This is a genomic window from Variovorax sp. 10L421, assembly GCF_056395365.1.
In genome coordinates this window covers 692,183-711,940 of sequence record NZ_JBFTJJ010000001.1, presented here as the reverse complement: position 1 = coordinate 711,940, position 19,758 = coordinate 692,183, and the positions used below count along the sequence as shown (strand labels likewise).

Annotated in this window: 18 protein-coding genes; 4 read left to right on the top strand and 14 right to left on the bottom strand. The window is 67.1% G+C overall.

What is annotated here, in order from left to right:
• Positions 1-26: 26 nt before the first annotated feature.
• A complete protein-coding gene (locus tag AC1DFC_RS03455; protein ID WP_478178674.1) occupies positions 27-2,525 on the bottom strand; it encodes a penicillin acylase family protein in 2,499 nt (832 codons plus the stop codon).
• A 97-nt stretch (positions 2,526-2,622) separates the two neighbouring features.
• Between AC1DFC_RS03455 and AC1DFC_RS03450 the strand changes: the two genes are divergently transcribed.
• From AC1DFC_RS03450 to AC1DFC_RS03440, 3 genes are all read left to right on the top strand, one after another.
• Positions 2,623-3,699, top strand: coding sequence for a PLP-dependent cysteine synthase family protein (locus AC1DFC_RS03450; RefSeq protein ID WP_413331859.1), 1,077 nt, complete (start codon positions 2,623-2,625; stop codon positions 3,697-3,699).
• On the top strand, positions 3,696-4,775 hold the full coding sequence (locus tag AC1DFC_RS03445; protein ID WP_478178673.1) for a lipocalin-like domain-containing protein: 1,080 nt from the start codon (positions 3,696-3,698) through the stop codon (positions 4,773-4,775). Before AC1DFC_RS03450 ends, AC1DFC_RS03445 begins: the two co-directional genes overlap by 4 nt.
• Positions 4,776-4,865: 90 nt before the next feature.
• Positions 4,866-5,324 carry a YXWGXW repeat-containing protein gene (locus AC1DFC_RS03440; RefSeq protein WP_007836611.1) on the top strand — a complete coding sequence of 153 codons (459 nt, stop codon included), beginning with the start codon at positions 4,866-4,868 and terminating at the stop codon, positions 5,322-5,324.
• A 62-nt stretch (positions 5,325-5,386) separates the two neighbouring features.
• Here the strand turns inward: AC1DFC_RS03440 and AC1DFC_RS03435 are convergent, their stop codons facing one another.
• The 10 genes from AC1DFC_RS03435 to AC1DFC_RS03390 all read right to left on the bottom strand — a co-directional run bounded on the left by AC1DFC_RS03435 (position 5,387) and on the right by AC1DFC_RS03390 (position 16,481).
• Positions 5,387-6,373, bottom strand: coding sequence for a branched-chain amino acid ABC transporter permease (locus tag AC1DFC_RS03435; RefSeq protein ID WP_413331857.1), 987 nt, complete (start codon positions 6,371-6,373; stop codon positions 5,387-5,389).
• A gap of 10 nt (positions 6,374-6,383) precedes the next feature.
• Positions 6,384-7,259, bottom strand: a complete 876-nt coding sequence (locus AC1DFC_RS03430) for a branched-chain amino acid ABC transporter permease (RefSeq protein ID WP_056596243.1) — start codon at positions 7,257-7,259, stop codon at positions 6,384-6,386.
• A gap of 42 nt (positions 7,260-7,301) precedes the next feature.
• Positions 7,302-8,495, bottom strand: coding sequence for an ABC transporter substrate-binding protein (locus AC1DFC_RS03425; protein ID WP_413312542.1), 1,194 nt, complete (start codon positions 8,493-8,495; stop codon positions 7,302-7,304).
• A 46-nt stretch (positions 8,496-8,541) separates the two neighbouring features.
• Positions 8,542-9,738 (bottom strand): ABC transporter substrate-binding protein, encoded by a 1,197-nt coding sequence (locus AC1DFC_RS03420; RefSeq protein WP_007834406.1) that lies wholly within the window; start codon positions 9,736-9,738, stop codon positions 8,542-8,544.
• A gap of 40 nt (positions 9,739-9,778) precedes the next feature.
• Positions 9,779-10,486 (bottom strand): ABC transporter ATP-binding protein, encoded by a 708-nt coding sequence (locus AC1DFC_RS03415; RefSeq protein ID WP_413312543.1) that lies wholly within the window; start codon positions 10,484-10,486, stop codon positions 9,779-9,781.
• Positions 10,486-11,256 carry an ABC transporter ATP-binding protein gene (locus AC1DFC_RS03410; protein ID WP_007837720.1) on the bottom strand — a complete coding sequence of 257 codons (771 nt, stop codon included), beginning with the start codon at positions 11,254-11,256 and terminating at the stop codon, positions 10,486-10,488. The genes AC1DFC_RS03415 and AC1DFC_RS03410 overlap by 1 nt, the downstream gene beginning before the upstream one ends.
• 246 nt (positions 11,257-11,502) lie before the next feature.
• Positions 11,503-13,065, bottom strand: a complete 1,563-nt coding sequence (locus tag AC1DFC_RS03405; protein ID WP_007837722.1) for a DHA2 family efflux MFS transporter permease subunit — start codon at positions 13,063-13,065, stop codon at positions 11,503-11,505.
• A 37-nt stretch (positions 13,066-13,102) separates the two neighbouring features.
• Entirely contained in the window at positions 13,103-14,425 is a 1,323-nt protein-coding gene (locus tag AC1DFC_RS03400) for an EmrA/EmrK family multidrug efflux transporter periplasmic adaptor subunit (RefSeq protein WP_478178672.1), read from the bottom strand.
• A 48-nt stretch (positions 14,426-14,473) separates the two neighbouring features.
• Positions 14,474-15,949 (bottom strand): efflux transporter outer membrane subunit, encoded by a 1,476-nt coding sequence (locus tag AC1DFC_RS03395; protein ID WP_413331856.1) that lies wholly within the window; start codon positions 15,947-15,949, stop codon positions 14,474-14,476.
• The gene (locus AC1DFC_RS03390) at positions 15,942-16,481 is read right to left on the bottom strand and encodes a MarR family winged helix-turn-helix transcriptional regulator (protein ID WP_042674198.1); all 540 of its coding nucleotides are present in this window, start codon (positions 16,479-16,481) and stop codon (positions 15,942-15,944) included. Before AC1DFC_RS03390 ends, AC1DFC_RS03395 begins: the two co-directional genes overlap by 8 nt.
• Positions 16,482-16,557: 76 nt before the next feature.
• Here AC1DFC_RS03390 and AC1DFC_RS03385 point away from each other — a divergent pair, with 76 nt between their 5' ends.
• On the top strand, positions 16,558-18,342 hold the full coding sequence (locus AC1DFC_RS03385; protein WP_413331855.1) for an ABC transporter transmembrane domain-containing protein: 1,785 nt from the start codon (positions 16,558-16,560) through the stop codon (positions 18,340-18,342).
• A 22-nt stretch (positions 18,343-18,364) separates the two neighbouring features.
• On the opposite strand, the gene AC1DFC_RS03380 is transcribed toward AC1DFC_RS03385, so the two are convergent.
• From AC1DFC_RS03380 to AC1DFC_RS03370, 3 genes are read right to left on the bottom strand one after another with little or no spacing between them, the layout of a single operon-like run.
• Positions 18,365-18,817, bottom strand: coding sequence for a DUF1178 family protein (locus AC1DFC_RS03380; RefSeq protein ID WP_007837732.1), 453 nt, complete (start codon positions 18,815-18,817; stop codon positions 18,365-18,367).
• A gap of 7 nt (positions 18,818-18,824) precedes the next feature.
• Entirely contained in the window at positions 18,825-19,436 is a 612-nt protein-coding gene (locus AC1DFC_RS03375) for an NUDIX domain-containing protein (protein ID WP_007837734.1), read from the bottom strand.
• A gap of 4 nt (positions 19,437-19,440) precedes the next feature.
• Positions 19,441-19,746: a DUF2818 family protein gene (locus AC1DFC_RS03370; protein WP_007837735.1), complete on the bottom strand. Its 306-nt coding sequence runs from the start codon at positions 19,744-19,746 to the stop codon at positions 19,441-19,443.
• Positions 19,747-19,758: the final 12 nt, after the last annotated feature.

The window sequence follows — 19,758 nt, the reverse complement described above, 5'->3', positions numbered from 1 at the left end:
CAGGTGCTTCGCCTGCCGCCCCGGCCTCAGCGGCCTGGCGTCAGCTGGATGCGCTCCACGGTTTCCTTCTCGACCGCGGCGCGGGTATAGACCAGCGGCACGTACTTGCCCTCCAACCACAGTGGCGCCAGGTCGCGGTAGTTGGGGCTGTCGGGGTTGCCCGACTGGCCCGGCGTGTTGATGACACGCGACGCGTCCCAGTTGCCCACGTCGAGCACCATGCGGAACGAGGCGCCCGCAGTCAACTTGTAGTCGCTCGGCCGATAGGTGGCGGCCATCGGCGTGAAGGCCGAGCCGGACATGGGCCAGTCGCCCACGTCGAGCTTCTTGCGCGTGGCCGCATCGACCACGCCACCCAGCGGATGGCGGAACTCGGCGCGATGCAGCGTGCCCCACTTCCATGCGGCGGCATCGGGGCCGAGCCTGGCGCTGAGTTCCTGCATGGCGAGCGGCAGGGTCTCGAGCAACAGCGTGTCGCGTTGCTCGTTCGTGACCCAGCCGGACGGGTTCTCGAGCAGCAGCACCATGCGCGTGTTGTCGCCGGGCCCGGCCAGCGCGGCGCCCGCATCGCCCGCGCCAGCCTTGAGCACGGCCGCGCGCAAGGGCTTGCTGCTCCAGACTTCGTACAGCGCGGCGGCGGCGCTGTCGCGGTCCATGGCGCCGTCCCAGCCCTGGAGCATGCGCAGCGCCGAAGCGGTCTGCGGATCGTCGCTGCGCAAGCCGGCCAGCAGCTTGAGCAGCCGCTGCGCGGGCGTGGCGACGATGTCGTTCTGCATGCGCTGCGAGTCCTCGACGGTAAAGCGCGAACCCGCCGCCACCTTGGCCGCGAACAGCGCCTTGAGGCGGCGTGCGCGGGCCGCGTCGCTCCACTCGTAGCCGACGCCCTTCTTCGCGGCGGGGTGGTCGGGCGGAATGTTGTTCTCGTTGGCCGTCACGACATAGCCGCGCGCGGGGTTGAACTCCGAAGGCAACTCGTCGCCGTTGCGAAAGCCCGACCACTCGTAGCGCCCGTCGCCGGGCACCGGCATCAGGCCGTCCCAGTTGGGCCGGATGGGCGTGAGGCCGCCGGGGATCCAGCCGACGTTGCCGCTGGTGTCGGCGTAGACCTGGTTTTCGCCTGGCGCGCCCCAGCGGTTCATGGCCGCGCGAAACTGGTCCCAGTTGCGCGCGCGCATGTAGTCCATCGAACCGAAATACGGCGCCATGCCAGGCTCCAGCCACGCGGCGCGCAACGCATACGCGCGCTGCTTGCCGGGCTCGGCCAGCAGCACGGGGCCATGGCGGGTGAAGGTGTTGACCACCTCGCGCGGCGCGCTCTCGCCCTTCACCTCGATGCGCTCCGTGACGCGCGTCATCGGCTCCCAGCGGCCCTGGTAGCGGTACTCGCCGGGGTCGCTCGGGTTGAGCTGGTACACGTACAGGTCTTCCTGGTCCATGTAGAAGCGCGTGAGGCCGAAGGCGATGGTGCCGTTGTGGCCGATCGACAGGCCCGGCAGGAAAGGCTCGCCTGCGCCGATGGCGTCCATGCCAGGCGCGCTCAGGTGCGTCATGTAGCGCAGGCTCGGCGCGCCGTGCGAGCGGTGCGGGTCGTTGGCCAGGATGGGCCGGCCGGTGGCGGTGAGCTTCGGCGAGATCACCCAGTTGTTGCTGCCGTAGGCGCCAGTCGGGTCGCCCTGCGACGCTTGCTGCTGCTCTTCTCCCAGCTGCGCCGTGGCTTCCGCGCTGCCGGGCAGCAGGGCCACGGGCACGACAGTCGCGCCCGCGTTCACGCCCAACCGCGTATTGGCCTTGGTGAACTGCGGCGGCTCGGTGGCGCGCAGGTAGGCCGCGCGCAATTCGGTGGCCGGAATGCCGCACGGGTCGAGCCCCGGCGGCATGCGCGGCGTGACGGGCGGATCGAGCTCGCGGCGCAGCCAGTCGGCCTTGACGCCGGCAGCGCCCCCGCAGAACGCGCGGGCGCGTTCGATCTCGGAAGTGAAGTTGAGCGTGAGGCCGTGGTGGCGGATGCGCACCACGTCCTCGGGCGACCATGTCGCGGGCTGGTAGCCGAGCAGCGCGAATTCTGCGGGCAGCAGTGCGGGCTGTGCGCGCACCTGTGCCACGTAGGCGTTGACACCCGCGGTGAAGGCTTCAGCCACGCGCTTGGCGTCGGAGCCGTAGGCGAGCCATTCGCGGTACATGTCGCCGCGGTAGAGCACGGCGCGCGCGGCGCGATCGCTCTCGACCCAGGCCGGGCCGAAGTCCCTGGCCATTTCGCCGAGGCCGCGTTTGCGCCACAGGTCCATCTGCCAGAGCCTGTCGCGCGCGGCGATGTAGCCCTGCGCCACGAAGGCGTCGTAGAGCGTGCCCGCATAGAGATGCGGCACGCCCCAGCGGTCGATCAGCACCTCGGCGGGCTTCTCGAGCCCCGGCACTGCGAACGACGAGGAGGGCCGCGTCGGCATGCCGTTGCCGGAGGGGCTGCTGGCGCAGCCGGACAACGCGAGGGCCGCGAGCGCAACGGCGCCCAGGTTCGTTTTTTTCATGTGTCTCCGTCTCCTCTGCCTTGTGAGCGGCAGCGCACAGTATCCCGATTTACGGCCGCGCCGGGTTACAAACCATGACTTGTAGACTGAGGCCGATATGCAGCAAATACTTTCTTCTTCGTCCTGCAACGCCTGGCTCGACAGCGCCATCCGCCGCATCGAGGCCGACTACCAGCGCAGCGCCGACACGCACCTGATCCCGCTGCCCCTGCCCTCGCTCGCGGCGCACGGCATCGACCTCTACCTGAAGGACGAATCGACGCACCCGACCGGCAGCCTCAAGCACCGGCTCGCGCGTTCGCTCTTTCTCTACGCGCTGTGCAACGGCTGGGTGCGCGAGGGCACCACCATCGTCGAGGCCTCGAGCGGCTCCACGGCCGTGAGCGAGGCCTACTTCGCGCGGCTGCTGGGCCTGCCCTTCATCGCCGTGATGCCGCGTACCACCTCGCCCGAGAAGGTCGCGCAGATCGCCTTCTACGGCGCGAGCTGCCACTTCGTGGACCATGCCGCCCAGGTGTACGAAGAGGCGCGCGCGCTGGCCGAGCGCAGCGGCGGCTACTACATGGACCAGTTCACGTATGCCGAGCGCGCGACCGACTGGCGCGGCAACAACAACATCGCAGAGAGCATGTTCCAGCAGATGGCGCGCGAGCGGCATCCGGTGCCGAAGTGGATCGTGGTGGGCGCGGGTACGGGCGGCACCAGCGCGACCATCGGGCGCTACCTGCGCTATCGCTGCCACGACACGCAGGTGTGCGTGCCCGACCCCGAGGGCTCCGTGTTCTCGGCCTACCACCGCACGGGCGATGCCTCGCTGACGGACGCGGGCTCACGCATCGAAGGCATCGGCCGGCCGCGCGTGGAGCCCAGCTTCATCCGCACGCTGGTCGACCGGATGATCGAAGTGCCGAACCTCGACTCGGTGGCGGCGATGCATGCACTGTCGGCACTGCTGGGCCGCAAGGTCGGGCCGTCGACGGGCACCAACTTCATCGGCATGCTGGCCGTGGCGCACGAAATGCGCGCGGCGGGACAGCAGGGCTCCATTCTTTCGCTGCTGTGCGATGCGGGCGAGCGCTATCTGCCGAGCTACCACGATGCGGCCTGGGTGCGGAATGCCTTCGGCGACATCGCGCCGGCGCAGCGGCGCATCGATGCGCTGGTGGCGGCATGAGGCCTCCTCCTTCGCCGCTGTTCGGCCTCTCGCGGCGCGGCCTGCTGCTGGCGGCGCTCGCGGCCGGGCCGCTGACGGCGTGGGCACTGCCCGAGCGCCGGATGGAGTTCCCGCGCGACTTCGGCAGCCACCCCGACCTGCACACCGAATGGTGGTACGTCACCGGCCACGCGAAGACTCCGGGCGGACGAGAGTTCGGCTTCCAGGTGACCTTCTTCCGCTCGCGCGTCGACGCCACGCAGGGCATGCGCTCGGCCTTCGCCGCGAAGCATCTCGTGTTCGCGCACGCGGCCGTCACCGACCTCGAAGGCCGCGTGCTGCTGCACGACCAGCGCATCGCACGCGCGGGCTTTGGCGTGGCCGAAGCCGGCACCAACGACACCGACGTGCGCATCCGCGACTGGTCGCTGGTGCGGGAGAACGGGCTCTACGTTGCGCGCGTTCCGGCCGGCGAATTCACGCTCGAGCTGCGCTTCACGCCGACGCAGCCGGTGCTTCTGCAAGGCAACGCCGGCCTCTCGCGCAAGGGCCCCGAGGCATCGCAGGCGAGCTACTACTACAGCGAGCCGCAGCTCAAGGCCCAGGGCAGGCTCACGCTCAAGGGACAAGCCTTCGATATCGCCGGCGCCGCGTGGCTCGACCACGAATGGAGCGAAGCGCTGATGCACCCCGAGGCCGTGGGCTGGGACTGGATCGGCATGAACCTCGACGACGGCAGCGCCCTCACCGCCTTCCGCCTGCGGCGCAGCGACGGCAGCGCGCTGTGGACCGGTGGCTCGTTCCGCCAGCGCGATGGCGCGGCACGAACCTTCAGGAATGACGAAGTGCGCTTCGAAGCCCTCAAGACCTGGAACAGTCCGCGCACGCAGGCGAAGTACCCGACGCAATGGCGCGTGCAAACGCCCGCCGGCAACTTCGAAGTGCGCGCCTTGCTCGACGACCAGGAACTCGACAGCCGCGGTTCGACCGGCGGCGTGTACTGGGAAGGCGTGAGCGAACTGCTCGATGTCCAAGGCCACCGCGTGGGCCGCGGCTATCTGGAAATGACCGGCTACGCCGCACCGCTGAAGCTGTAACTGTTGTAGCCGCGCACAAGACCTGACAACCGATTCCTTGCCGCCTGCGTTGGGAATCGTGCCCCACTCATTTAAAACGGAGGATCATCCATGAAGATTCGAATCGCAGTGCTGGCCGCGGCCGGCGCCCTTTCCATCCTTGCAAGCCCCATTGCCGCCAACGCGCAAGTCTCGGTCAACATCAACGTGCCCGGACTGGTGATGACGGCACCGCCGCCGCCGCGCTACGAGCCTCTGCCCCCGCCACGCGGCGGCTTCGTCTGGGTACCGGGCCGCTGGGCCTGGGACGGCCGCGCCTACGGATGGCGCCCGGGCGGCTGGCAGCCCGAGCGCGCGGGATACGCCTATGCCCCAGGCCGCTGGGTCGAAGACCGCGGCGGCTGGCGCTGGACCGAAGGCGACTGGCGCCGGCAAGAAGCCCGCCGTGAAGCCCGCCGCGAGCGCGAATGGGAAGACGACCACCGCCACCACGACGGCGGCCATCGGCACGGCCATGACCGCGATCGCGATTTCTGCCCGCCCGGCCAGGCGAAAAAAGGCAACTGCTGATTACCGATTGCTGATCCGCAAACACAAAGGGAGCCCAGGCTCCCTTTTTTGTTGGCCGCGCATTACTTCGCCCGCCGCCTGTCGATGAACGCGATGATCTCGCCCATGATCCCCTTGCGGAAGGCCAGCACGCAGATCACGAAGATCAGGCCCGTGACCATGGTCACCGACTCGCCCAGCGTGTTGAACCAGTCCACCGTCGTGATGCGCGCAAGCAGGTTGCCGAGTTCGCCGATCTTGTTCTCGAGCAGCACCACCACGGCCGAGCCCACCAGCGGACCCGAGAGCGTGCCCAGGCCGCCCACCAGCGTCATCAGGATGACCTGGCCCGAAGCGGTCCAGTGCACGTCCGACAGCGTGGCGAAGCCCAGCACCAGCGTCTTGAGCGAACCGGCCAGTCCCGACAGCGCCGCCGAGATCACGAAAGCCAGCAGCTTGAAGCGGCTCACGTCGTAGCCCAGCGACAGCGCGCGCGGCTCGTTCTCCTTGATGCCCTTGAGCACCTGCCCGAAGGGCGAGTGGATGGTGCGCACGATCAGCAGGAAGGCCGCGACCACGATGACCAGTGCCACGTAGTACATCGTGAGGTCGTTGGACAGGTCGACCAGGCCGAACAGCTTGCCGCGCGGCACGCCCTGCAGGCCGTCTTCGCCGCCGGTGAACTTGGCCTGCAGCGCGACGAAGAACATCATCTGCGCGAGCGCCAGCGTGATCATCGCGAAGTAGATGCCCTGGCGGCGAATGGCCAGCACGCCGAAGATCCAGCCGAGGAAAGCGCCGCTGAGCGTGCCCGCGATCAGGCCCAGTTCAGGCGTGAGCCCCCAGACCTTGATGGCATGGCCCGCCACGTACGCGGAGCCGCCGAGGAAGGCCGCGTGGCCGAACGACAGCAGGCCCGTGAAGCCCAGCAGCAGGTTGAAGGCCGCGGCGAACAGTGCGAAGCACATGAGCTTCATCACGAACACCGGATAGGCGCCGAAGAACGGCGCCGCGACGAGCGCCACCAGCAGAAGTGCGTAGACGATGAGGGAGATTTTTTTCGTGTTCATGCCACTCGCCTTATTTTTCTTTGCCGAACAGGCCGGCGGGGCGAATCAACAGCACGATGACCATGATCACGAACACAACCGTAGACGATGCCTCGGGATAGAAAACCTTGGTGAACCCTTCGATCACGCCGAGCCCGAGACCCGTGAGGATGGCGCCCATGATCGAACCCATGCCGCCGATCACGACCACCGCGAACACCACGATGATGAGGTTCTGCCCCATCAGCGGCGACACCTGCATCACCGGTGCAGCGAGCACGCCGGCGAAGGCCGCGAGCGCGCAGCCGAAGGCATAGGTCAGCGTGATCATCAGCGGCACGTTGACGCCGAAGGCCTCCACCAGCCGCGGGTTCTCGGTGCCGGCGCGCAGGTAGGCGCCCAGGCGGGTCTTCTCGATCACGAACCAGGTCGCAAAGCAGATCACCAGCGATGCAACGACCACCCAGGCGCGATAGTTCGGCAGCACCATGAAGCCCAGGTCGGTGGAACTCGACAGCGCATCGGGCGCGTCGTAGGGCAGCCCCGACACGCCGTAGACCGAGCGGAACACGCCCTCGATCAGCAGCGTGAGGCCCAGCGTGAGCAAGAGGCCGTAGAGGTGGTCGAGCTTGTAGATCCAGCGCAGCAGCAGGCGCTCGATGAGCACGCCGAAGATGCCGATGACGATGGGCGCCGCGATCAGCATCACCCAGTAGTTGACGCCGAGATACTCCATCGCCATCCATGTCAGGACGGCGCCCAGCATGAACAGCGCGCCATGCGCGAAGTTGATGACGTTGAGCAGGCCGAAGATCACCGCCAGCCCGAGGCTCAGGATGGCGTAGAACGAGCCGTTGACCAGCCCCAGGAGGAGCTGGCTCAACAACGCAGGAAGGGAAATGGTCATAAGTGTTTCAACGAACCCGGGCGGCTGCGCGCCCGCGGGAGATCACTTCCAGAGGGCACACTTGCTCTCGGCCTTCGTCGTGAAGACCTCTTCGCCCTTCAGCTTCTGGACCACCTTGTAGTAGTCCCACGGCTGCTTGGATTCGGCCGGCGACTTGACCTGCACAAGGTACATGTCGTGCACGAAACGGCCGTCGGCGCGGATGCTGCCCTTGGCATAGAAGTCGTCGACGGGGGTCTTCTTGAGCGCCTCCATCACCTTGTCGGCATCGACCGTCTTGGCGGCCTGCACGGCCTTCAGGTAGGTCATGGTGGCCGAATAGTCGGCGGCCTGGATGTCGGTGGGCATTCGCTTGGTCTTCTCGAAGAAGCGCTTGCCAAAGGCGCGCGTCTTGTCGTCGAGGTTCCAGTCCCAGCTGGTGGTGAGCAGCAGGCCTTCGGTGTTCTTCAGGCCCAGGCTGTGCACGTCGGTCACGAACACCAGCAGGCCGACCATCTTCATGGTCTTGGTGATGCCGAATTCCTTGGCGGCCTTGATCGAGTTGATGGTGTCGCCGCCCGCATTGGCCAGCGCCAGCACCTGGGCCTTGGAGTTCTGCGCCTGCAGCAGGAACGAGGAGAAGTCGGAGGTGTTGAGCGGATGCTTCACGCTGCCCACCACGGTGCCGCCCTTCTCCTTCACGACCTTGGACGCGTCGGCTTCCAGTGCCTGGCCAAAGGCATAGTCGGCCGTCAGGAAGTACCAGCTCTTGTCGCCGCGTGCGATCACGGCGCTGCCCGTGCCCTTGGCCAGCGCCACGGTGTCGTAGGCGTAGTGCACGGTGTAGGGGCTGCACTGCTCATTGGTGAGCGCCGAACTGCCGGCACCGTTCACGACGAACACGCGCTTTTTCTCCTGCGCCACCTTGGCCATGGCCAGCGCCGTGCCCGAGCTGGTGCCGCCGAACAGCATCGTCAGGCCCTGCGTGTCGATCCATTCGCGCGCCTTGGAAGCCGCGATGTCGGCCTTGTTCTGGTGGTCGGCCTGCAGCAGCTCGATGGGCATGCCGTTGACCTTGCCGCCGAAGTCGTCGATGGCCATCTGGATCGCGAGGGCGCCGTTCTTGCCCTCCACGTCCGCGTAGAGGCTCGACATGTCGGTGATGAAGCCGATCTTGACCTTGTCCTGGGCCTGGACGGCGCCCGCGGCAAGCGCCATGGCAAGGGACAGGCCGGAAAGCACGAACGTCTTTTTCATGGTCGGGAACTCCTGGAGAAGGAACGGAAAGTCGTGAGGGCGAGCATCACTTCCAGCTGGCGCACTTGGTTTCTGCCTTGGCCGTGAAGACCTGGTCGCCCGGCAGGGTCTTGAGCACCTTCAGGTAGTCCCAAGGCTTCTTCGATTCGGCGGGCGACTTCACTTCGACCAGGTACATGTCGTGGATGAAGCTGCCGTCGGCGCGGATCTGACCCTTGGCGTAGAAGTCGTCAACCTTCATGCTCTTGAGTTGCGCCATCACCTTGTCGGAGTCGGTCGTCTTGGCGGCGGCCACGGCCTTCAGGTAGGTGGTGGTGGCCGAGTAGTCGGCAGCCTGCACGTCGGTGGGCATGCGCTTGGTCTTCTCGAAGAAGCGGTTGGCGAACTTGCGCGTGTCGTCGTTCAGGTCCCAGTACCAGCTGGTGGTGTGCAGCAGGCCTTCGGTGTTCCTCAGGCCCAGGCTGTGGATGTCGCTCAGGAAGACCAGCAGGCCGGCGGTCTTCATGGTCTTGTTGATGCCGAATTCCTTGGCGGCCTTGATCGAATTGATGGTGTCGCCGCCGGCGTTGGCCAGGCCGAGGATCTGCGCCTTGGAGTTCTGCGCCTGCAGCAGGAACGACGAGAAGTCGGATGCGTTCAGCGGATGGCGCACCGCGCCCACCACCGTGCCGCCCTTCTCTTTCACCACCTTGGTGGTGTCGGCTTCGAGTGCGTGGCCGAAGGCGTAGTCGGCCGTCAGGAAGAACCAGCTCTTGCCGCCGCGATCGACCACGGCCGCGCCGGTGCCCTTGGCCAGCGCCACGGTGTCGTAGGCATAGTGGACGGTGTAGGGGCTGCACTGCTCGTTGGTGAGCACCGAGCTGCCGGCGCCGTTGTTGAAGTACACGCGCTTTTTCTCTTCCGCCACCTTGGCGGTGGCCAGCGCGGTGCCGGAGTTGGTGCCGCCGAAGACCATGGTCACGCCAGCGGTGTCGATCCATTCGCGCGCCTTGGAAGCGGCGATGTCGGCCTTGTTCTGGTGGTCGGCCGTCAGCAGTTCGATGGGTTGGCCCAGCACCTTGCCGCCGAAGTCGTCGATGGCCATCTGGATGGCGGTGGCGCCGCCCTTGCCTTCCAGGTCGGCGTAGAGACTCGACATATCGGTGACGAAACCGATCTTCACTTTTTCCTGCGCCTGCACAGCGCCTGCGCTCAAGGCGAGGATGGCGACGGCGGTGGCGATGAGTCCGAGTTTCTTGTTCATGGTGTTGGGTCTCCTGAAAAATCTTGTTGGGTGTTCGAGTTCAGACGCCGAGCAGTTCGGTGAGCACCGGCATCTTGGCTTCAAGTTCGGCCGCGCCGAATTTTTCGACGATGCGGCCATGCTCCATCACATAGAAGCGGTCCGCCAACGGCGCCGCGAAGCGGAAGTTCTGCTCCACCATGACGATGGTGTAGCCCTTGGCGCGCAGCATGGTGATCATTCGGGCCAGCGCCTGCACGATGACCGGCGCGAGGCCCTCGGAGATTTCGTCGAGCAGCAGCAGCTTGGCGCCGGTGCGCAGGATGCGCGCCACGGCCAGCATCTGCTGCTCGCCGCCCGACAGGCGCGTGCCCTGGCTGTGGCGGCGCTCGGCGAGGTTGGGGAACATGGCGTAGATCTCTTCGACCGACATGCCCTGCCCCGCGCCTTTCAGCTCGGGCGGCAGCAAGAGGTTTTCTTCACACGAAAGGCTCGCGAAGATGCCGCGCTCCTCCGGGCAATAGCCGATGCCGAGGTGCGCGATGCGGTGCGTCGGCATGCCGATGGTCTCCTTGCCGTTGACCTCGATGCTGCCCTTGCGCGCGCCGGTGAGCCCCATGATGGCGCGCAGCGTGGTGGTGCGGCCCGCGCCGTTGCGGCCCAGCAGCGTGACGACTTCGCCCGGCTGCACGACCATGTCGACGCCATGCAGCACGTGCGATTCGCCGTACCAGGCTTGCAGGCCCTTGATCTGAAGTGCCGCGGTCATCAGTGGGCCCCTTGCAGCTGGCCGTCGGTGGTGCCCATGTAGGCCTCCATGACCTGGGGATTCGCGGAGACTTCGGCGTAAGGTCCTTCGGCCAGCACGGCACCGCGCTGAAGCACGGTGATGGTGTCGGCGATGGTGGAGACCACGCTCATGTTGTGTTCGACCATCAGGATGGTGCGTCCGGCCGACACGCGCTTGATGAGTTCGGCCACGCGGTGCACGTCTTCATGGCCCATGCCCTGCGTGGGCTCGTCGAGCAGCATCAGCTCGGGCTCCATGGCCAGCGTGGTCGCGATCTCGAGCGCGCGCTTGCGGCCGTACGGCAGGTTCACGGTCTGTTCGTCGGCGAGTGCCTCGAGGCCCACTTCGGCGAGCAGTTCGCGGGCGCGCGCGTCGAGCGGCTTGAGCGACTTCTCGCTCTTCCAGAAGTGGTACGAAGTGCCCAGCCGGCGCTGCAGGCCCAGGCGCACGTTCTCGAGCAGCGTGAGGTGCGGGAACACGGCAGAGATCTGGAACGAGCGGATGATGCCGCGCCGCGCGATCTGCGCGGGCCGCTCGCCGGTGATGTCCTGTCCGTTGAAGAGGATCGTGCCGGTGGTCGGCTCGAGGAACTTGGTGAGCAGGTTGAAGCAGGTCGTCTTGCCGGCGCCGTTCGGGCCGATCAGCGCATGGATCGAGCCGCGCACCACCGAGAGATTGACCTTGCTGACGGCAGTGAACCCCTTGAATTCCTTGGTGAGCTCGCGTGTTTCGAGGATGACGTCGCTCATCTCGCGAGGTCGCCCGGATTCGGAAAAAGAAAGTCGGTCATGCGGTCCATCCCAATGCGCCACCATTGAGCGCGGACCGATTGTTCGTGCGTGCCACTCGCTTGGATACTGGGGCAAATGCCTATGCTGCAGTGCAACCTGCACGGACCTGTGCGGCATCCGAATCGGGACTGTCGTCGCAGCGACAAAGAAAACCCCCAGGCTCCTTGCGGAGGCTGGGGGTCGATGAGGCGATGGTGTGCGCGCTCAGTGCGCGCCGGCTGCGGCGTCGCTGCCGGCACCGCCGCGCTGCGGCCGCGCCAACCACACCAGCGGGATCAGCAGCAGGAACAGGATCGCCGACGCATAGAAGATGTCGTTGGTCGCCAGCATGAACGACTGCTGGTCGACGATGCGGTTCAGCTGCCCCAGCACCTGCTCGCTGCTGAAGCCGCTGCCCGCGAGGCCCGACATCGCGCTGGTCGCCGCGTTGTTGCCCTGGTTCACGGTCTCCGCCAATTGCGAGTGATGCAGCGCCGCGCGGTTCTCCCACAACGTGGTGGTGATCGACGTGCCCATCGCGCCCGCGGTGATCCGCAGGAAGTTCGACAGTCCCGACGCGGCCGGAATGCGGTCGGGCGTGAGGCCCGACAACGTGATGGTCACGAGCGGAATGAAGAAGAACGCCATCGCGATGCCCTGGATGATCGTCGGGATGATGATCGTCACGAAATCGGCCTGCGTGTTGAAGTGCGAGCGCATCCACAGCACCAGCGCGAACACCAGGAACGAGAAGGTCGCATAGCGGCGCGGGTCGATCTTGGCCACCGTGAGCCCCACCACCGGAGAGAAGAAGATCGCCAGCAGCCCGACAGGCGCCATGATCATGCCCGCCTGCGTCGCGGTGTAGCCCATCCACTGCTGCAGCCACAGCGGCAGAAGCACCACGTTGCCGAAGAACAGGCCATAGGCCACGGCCGTTGCCACGGCGCCCGACCAGAAATTGCGGCGCTTGAACAGCGACAGGTCGACCACCGGATGCTTGTCGGTCAGCTCCCACACCAGGAAGAACGCGAAGCCGACCACGGCCACCACCGCCAGCGTGATGATCTGCGCCGAGTGGAACCAGTCGAGTTCCTTGCCCTTGTCGAGCATCAGCTGCAGCGAGCCCACCCACAGCACCAGCAGCGCAAGGCCGATGGCGTCGATCGGCACTTTGTGCGTGGCGCTCTCGCGGTGACGGTACAGCGCCCAGGTGATGGCCGCGGCGACGATGCCCACGGGGATGTTGATGTAGAAGATCCACGGCCACGAGATGTTGTCGGTGATCCAGCCGCCGAGCAGCGGCCCCATCACCGGCGCGACCAGCGTGGTCATCGACCACATCGCCATCGCGAGGCCCGCCTTGGCGCGCGGATAGCTCGACAGCAGCAGCGTCTGCGACAGCGGGATCATCGGGCCCGCAACGAAGCCCTGCAGGGCGCGAAAGGCGATCAGCGTCGTCATGTTCGGCGCCAGGCCGCACATCAGCGAGGTGATCATGAACAGGATCACGCTGGCCATGAACAGGCGCACCTGTCCGAAGCGCTGCGTCATGAAGCCAGTGAGCGGCACCGCGATGGCGTTGGCCACCGCGAAGCTGGTGATGACCCAGGTACCCTGCGTGGTGCTCACGCCCAGGTCACCGGAGATGGCAGGCAGCGACACGTTCGCGATCGACGAGTCGAGCACGTTCATGAAGGTTGCCGCAGACAGCGCGACCGTGCCCCAGAGGCGGGCTGCGCCCTCGAGCGGCGGATGCGCGACGTAAGCAGGAGCAGCGGTGGCCATGGGCGAACTGTTTACCTGAGGAAGAAAGTCCGGGCGATCAGCCCGGTTGCCCCTGCGCGGCCACCGACGTGGCAGGCGCTGTCGGGTTCTTCGCCGGTGCGGCAGCTGCCGTGGCCGACGCGCTGCGGCCGAGGTTGGCCGCGACGATGCGCTCCACTTCGGCGTCGGCGCCGCGGTCGAGCTGGCTGTAGACCTGCGTCTGCGTGAGCGCAGCGGCGCGCGGCGCGTCGGCGAGCATCTTGCCGCTCTTCGAGGAGATGTCGATCTCGGCATCCATCGACAGGCCGATGCGCAACGGGTTGGACTTGAGCTGCTCAGGGTCGAGCGCGATGCGCACGGGCACGCGCTGCACCACCTTGATCCAGTTGCCGGTGGCGTTCTGCGCGGGCAGCAGCGCAAACGCGCTGCCCGTGCCCACGCCGAGGCCCGCGACCTTGCCGCTGTATTCGATCTTCTTGCCGTAGACGTCGGCCGTAAGCTTCACGGGCTGGTCGATGCGGATGTTGCGCAGCTGCACTTCCTTGAAGTTGGCGTCGACCCACAGCTGGTTGAGCGGCACGATCGACATCATCGGCGTGCCGGCGGCCACGCGCTGGCCGAGCTGCACGGTGCGCTTGGCGACGTAGCCGTCGACCGGCGCGGGCATGGCCACGCGCTGCGTGGCGAGGTAGGCCTCGCGCACCTTGGCGGCAGCGGCCAGCACGCTGGGGTGCTGGGCCACGCTGGTGCCTTCGGTCAGCGACTGGTTGCTGACCAGGGCTTCCTTCGCGGCGACCACGCCGGCCTGCGCCGCTGCGAGCTGGCTCTTGGCGGTGTCGAGCTGCGTTTCGGCATGGTTGAGCTCTTCCTTCGACACGGCGCCGTTGCCCGACAGCGCGCGGCGGCGCTGCAGGTCGTCCTGCGCCTTGGCGATGTCGCTCTGCGCCTTGACGATGTCGGCCTGGCGCAGCGTGACTTGCGCGGCCAGCGAGCCGTTGTTGGCGTACAGCGTGCGCACCTGGCGCACGGCCTGCGCGAGCGCGGCTTCGGCCTGTTCGAGCGACACCTTGGCATCGGCCGGGTCGAGTTGCACCAGCGGCTGGCCGGCCTTCACGAAGTCGGTGTCGTCGGCGTTGATGGCCATCACGGTGCCGCCGATCTGCGGCGTGATCTGGATCACGTTGCCCTGCACGTAGGCGTTGTCGGTGTCCTCGTAGTGGCTGGCGACCAGCCATTCGTAGACACCCCAGCCGCCGCCGGCAACGATCACCACCGCGGCGAGCGCGGTGAGCGCGCGGCGGCGCTTGCCATTGCCGGCGGGCGCCTCGGGGGCTGCGGAAGCTGCTGCTGCAGAGGGCGTCGGAGTGTTGTTGTCGCTCATGATGAAGTTCTTTCCGAAGACGAAAAAATCGGACTGGTTCGGGTGATGTCAGTTCATTGCGGCTGATGGCGCCGCTGCCGTGGCGGTGGCCGGGGGCTGCCAGCCGCCGCCCAGCGCGCGCGCCAGACCTACCTGTGTGTCGAGCGCGCGGGCGGCCAGATCGACCGCCAGCCGGCGCTGCGCCAGCACGGAGGTTTCCGCCGTCAGCACGTTGAGGTAGTTGCCGAGGCCCGCGCGGTAACGCTGCACGGCGATGTCGTAGGCGCCCTCGGCAGCGGCCTGCGCGGCGCGTTGTTCAGCTTGCTGGCGCGCGATCGACTGCGCGCTGGTGGCCTGGTCAGCCGCGTCGCGCACCGCGTCGAGCACGGTGGCGTTGTAGCTTTCGATGGCCACGTCGAGGTCGGCCGACTTGCCGCGCAGGTTGGCCCGCAGCTTGCCGCCTTCGAAGATCGGCAGCGTGATGGCGGGGCCCACGCCCCATTGCTCGCTGCCCGACTTCAGCAGTTTGCCGAAGCCCAGGCTCTGGAAGCCGGCGAAGGCCGTGAGATTCACGTTGGGATAGAACAGGGTCTTGGCATTGGCCACGTCACTCGTGGCGGCCTCGACGCGCCAGCGCGCGGCGGCGATGTCGGCGCGGCGGCCCAGCAGGTCGGCCGGAATGTTCGCCTGCAGCGCCATCGGTTTGACGTTCGCCAGCACCGGCGGCTTGAGCGATGCCGACACGTTCGGCTGGCCGACCAGCGCATCGAGTGCGTGCTGCTGCAGCGCGATCTGCTCGTTGAGCGATTCGATCTGCTGGCGTGCCTCGGGCAGGCCGCCTTCGCTCTGGCGCAGTTCGAGACGGGTGTCGAGGCCGGCGGACACGCGGTCGCGCACGAGCTTGAGCGTTTCGTCGCGCTGCGCCAGCGTGCGCCCGGCAACGGTGAGCTGGTCGTTCAGGCGCGCCCACTGGAAGTAGCTGCGCGCCACGTTGCTCGCGAGCAGCACGCGTGCGGCATCCGCATCGGCGGCCGCGGCGTTGGCCGCGCCGATGGCGGTGTCGAGCGCGCTGCGGTTCTTGCCGAAGAAGTCGAGTTCCCAGCTGGCGCTGAGCTGCAGCAGGCCGATGTTCTGCGTCGAGCCGCCCAGCGGTGCGGGGTAGATGTAGTTGGTGTTGAACTTCTGGCGCTTCAGGTCGAGGTCGCCCTTGACCTGCGGCTTGAGCGCCGCGCCGGCAATGTCCGCCGAGGCCTGCGCACGCGCAAGGCGGGCTTGAGCGACCTGCAAGTTCGGGTTGCCGGCCACGGCCTGATCGATCAGCGAATCGAGCTGCGTATCGCCAAAGGCCAGCCACCATTGGCTGTCGAGCCGGGACGCCGGCGCCGCGGCGCTGTCGGGCGCGATGCCCAGCGACGAGGCGTCGCGCAGTTTGGCCTGCGAGCCGATGCCTGACATGTCGGCACAGCCGGCCAATGCCACCGCCAGCAGTGCGGCGGCCACGATGGGTGTGCGACGCACGGCGCGCACGGCGAGGGACTCAGTCATTTTTATCTCCACGGGCCGCGAGGGCCTGGGCGTTGTCGAGGATGCGGCGCAAGTACCCCTTGAGCTGCTCCCATTCTTCGGTGCTGAAGCCGGCAAGGTGTTCGTTCTGCACACGGCTCAGCACGTAGGGCACTTCCTTGGCGGCGGCACGGCCTTCGTCGGTGAGCTCGATATTGACCACGCGGCGGTCTTCGAGCGATCGCACGCGGCGGCACAGGCCCTTGGCCTCGAGGCGGTCGAGCAGGCGCGTCATGGCGCCGGTGTCGAGTTCGCAGGCACGGGCCAGTTCGGCCACGGTGGTAGCGGCGCCTACATGCAATTTATAGAGAGGCACCCACTGCGGATAGGTCGGGCTGCCCGGCTCGCACATGCGGTTTTCGACCGACTGGCCGACCGCCGTGACGATGCGGCGCATCAGGTAGCCGATGCTTTCTTCGGTACGGTAGGTTTCCGGGCTGTAGAAGGCTGCAGGCGCGCGACGCTCGGCGTCGGCAGGCGCCGACGGGGCTTGGGGGGTAGTTGCATCGCTCATGGGTCGAATATTAGTTGCCGAGGCAGTTATTGTCAAGGCTGCCTTTGTAGTAGCAATGTTTCTGTAGAATCCTTCCATGGCTTCTCCCCCACCGTCTTCCATGGCCAAGGGCTCGCCCCGATCGCTCTCGGGCCTGAGCCCTTTTCTCCGTCCCTACCGGGTGCAAATCGTCCTGGCAGGCATCTTTCTGGTGATGGCGGCGCTCACCACACTGGTTTTCCCTATCGCATTGCGCAGCCTGATTGACGGTGGCTTGATCAGCGCCGACAAGGGCGCCCAGACGATGGCGCTGCGCGAGCACTTCGGCGCCCTCTTCGCGGTGGCAGTGGCGCTCGGTCTTTTCTCGGCGGCGCGCTTCTATACGGTGAGCTGGCTGGGCGAGCGCGTGACGGCCGACATCCGCAACGCGGTCTATGGCCACGTGCTGAAGCAGAGCCCGGCCTTCTTCGAAACCACGCAGACCGGCGAGGTGCTCTCGCGCCTGACAGCCGACACCACGCTGGTGCAGACGGTCGTCGGCTCCTCGCTGAGCATGGGCCTGCGCAACGCGGTGATGGGCATCGGCGCGCTGGCCGTGCTGGTGTGGACCAATCCCTATGTGATGGTGCAGGTGCTGGGCATCCTCGTGCTGGTGGTGCTGCCGAGCATGTGGTTCGGCCGCCGCGTGCGCAAGCTGTCGCGCGCCAGCCAGGACCGCGTGGCCGATTCGAGCGCCATCGCCGCCGAGGTGCTGAACGCGATTCCGGTGGTGCAGAGCTACACGGCCGAAGGCCGCGAGGCCGCTCGCTTCAGCGGTTCGACGGAGAACGCTTTCCGCACCGCCGTGCGCCGAACCAAGGCCCGCTCGGTGCTGGTGGCGTTCATCATCATCGCGACCTCCGCGGCGCTGCTCTGGGGCCTGTACCAAGGCACGCAGGCAGTGCTGCGCGGCGACATCACGGCCGGCCACCTGGGCCAGACCGTCGTCTACGTCGCCATCCTGGCCAGTGCGACCGCCGTGCTCGGCGAGGTGTACGGCGACTTGCTCCGCGCAGCCGGCGCAACCGAGCGGCTGATGGAACTGCTGCATGCGCCCGCGGCCATCTTTTCACCGTCAAATCCGACGGTCGCGCCCGTTCCCGTGGCGGGCAGCGCGATCAGGTTCGATGCGGTGACCTTCCATTACCCGTCCCGGCCGGACACGCCGGCATTGCGCGGCTTCAGCCTCGACGTCGCGCCCGGCGAAACCGTGGCGCTGGTGGGGTCGAGCGGCGCGGGCAAGAGCACAGTGTTCCAGTTGCTGCTGCGCTACTACGACCCGCAATCGGGCCGCCTGCTGCTCGATGGCACTCCGCTGGCTTCGCTCGCCCTGCCCGACCTGCGCACCCGCATCGGCCTGGTGCCACAGGATGCGGTGATCTTCTCGGCCAGCGCGTTCGAGAACATCCGCTACGGCCGGCCCGACGCAACGGCCGAAGAGGTGCATGCCGCCGCCCGCGCCGCCTTCGCCCACGACTTCCTGCAGGCGCTGCCCGAGGGCTACGACACCTTCCTCGGCGAGCGCGGCGTGCGCCTGTCGGGCGGACAGCGCCAGCGCATCGCGATCGCGCGTGCGATCCTCAAGAACCCGCCGCTGCTGCTGCTCGACGAGGCCACGAGCGCACTGGACGCGGAGAGCGAACGCATGGTGCAGGCGGCACTGGAATCGGCGATGGAAAACCGCACGACAGTCGTGATCGCACACCGCTTGGCGACGGTGCAGAAGGCCGACCGTATCGTGGTGCTGGACCACGGCGGGATCGTCGAGCAGGGAACGCACGCGACGCTGGTGGCGCAGGGCGGCGTTTATGCGCGCCTCGCTGCGCTCCAATTCACGGCATGAGCAACAGCCGCGGCCCGGTTGGCTACTGCAGGGTTTCCTTGAGCGCAGCCGGTATCGGCAGCGCCATCACCGCAATGCCCTCGTCGAGCAGCGCCTCGGTCTGCTCGAGCGTGGCCTGTCCGCGGATGCCCCGTTCCTGGGCCTCGCCGTAGTGCATCTTCCGGGCTTCGTCGGCAAAGCGCTCGCCGACGTCTTCGGTCTTCGCCAGCACCTCGCGCACGGCTCGCATCCAGCGGGCCTCGGGCGAGAGTTCGGCGGGAACAACATTTGAAGCGGCAGTTGCAACGGCTTCCTGCGGCGCCTTGGCATTGCCGAGGTTGAGGCGCGGCGCGCTCAGCAACTTGACGATCGCGGTGTCGCCGCAGACCGGGCACTCGACCAGTCCACTCGCCAACTGGCTGTCGAAGGCCTCGTTGGACGCAAACCAGCCCTCGAAGCCGTGGCCGTGTGCGCAGCGGAGATTCAGAACCTTCATGCGCGGATTATCCCGCGCTGCCTTCTGCCGGCACGGCCTGCCAGTCCAGAGCCCATGCGCCCGAAAGGACGTTCTGCAGCCAGAGCGTGCAGGTCAGCGTCTTGGCATCGGTCACGGTGCCGTCACGGCACCAGTCGGCCAGCTCTTCGGGCGTGGCCGTGAACACGTCGAGGAACTCGCCATGGTCGAGCTGCCGCTCGCCCAGCGAAAGACCGCGCGCGAAGTAGATGTGGATGATCTCGGTCGAGTACGCCACTGCCAGGTGCATCGCACCCGCATGCGCCCATTCGCGCGCGGTATAGCCGGTTTCCTCGAGCAGCTCGCGCCGGCCGCAGACGAACGGGTCTTCACCCGCGTCGAGCTTGCCCGCGGGGAATTCGATCATCACGTGGCCCACGGGGTAGCGGAACTGGCGTTCCAGCACCACGCGGCCATCGTCCAGCAACGGAATGACCACCACGGCACCCGGATGCACCACGTATTCGCGCGTGGCGGTGTGGCCGTCGGGCAGTCGCACGGTGTCGCGCTTGGCGTGCAGGAAGTTGCCCTTGAAGAGCTCCACGCTCTGCGTGAGTTCTTCCTTCAGGTGCGAATCGGTGGTCGTGGTGGTCGAGGTCATGTCGTCAGTGCCTGTGTTTCATCAGGTAGCGCCAGGTGAACCCGGGAAAGGCCAGCACGATGAACAGCGCGCCGGTCACCGCATAGAACTCCCAGCCCTGCGAGGCGATCTGCCCTGCCCTGCGCTCGAACAGCAGCCCGACGCCGCCCGCCAGAAAGTACAAGACCACCAGCTCGGCGAGCCGCACCGCGAGCGACTTGGGTGTTGTCGCCAGAGGCACGACGCCGAACAGGCGATTGTTGAAGAACGGCAGGTTGGCGGCCACCAGGGCCACCAGCAGAACGACCCAGACCGACGCGGTTTGCGACACCCGAGGTCGGCC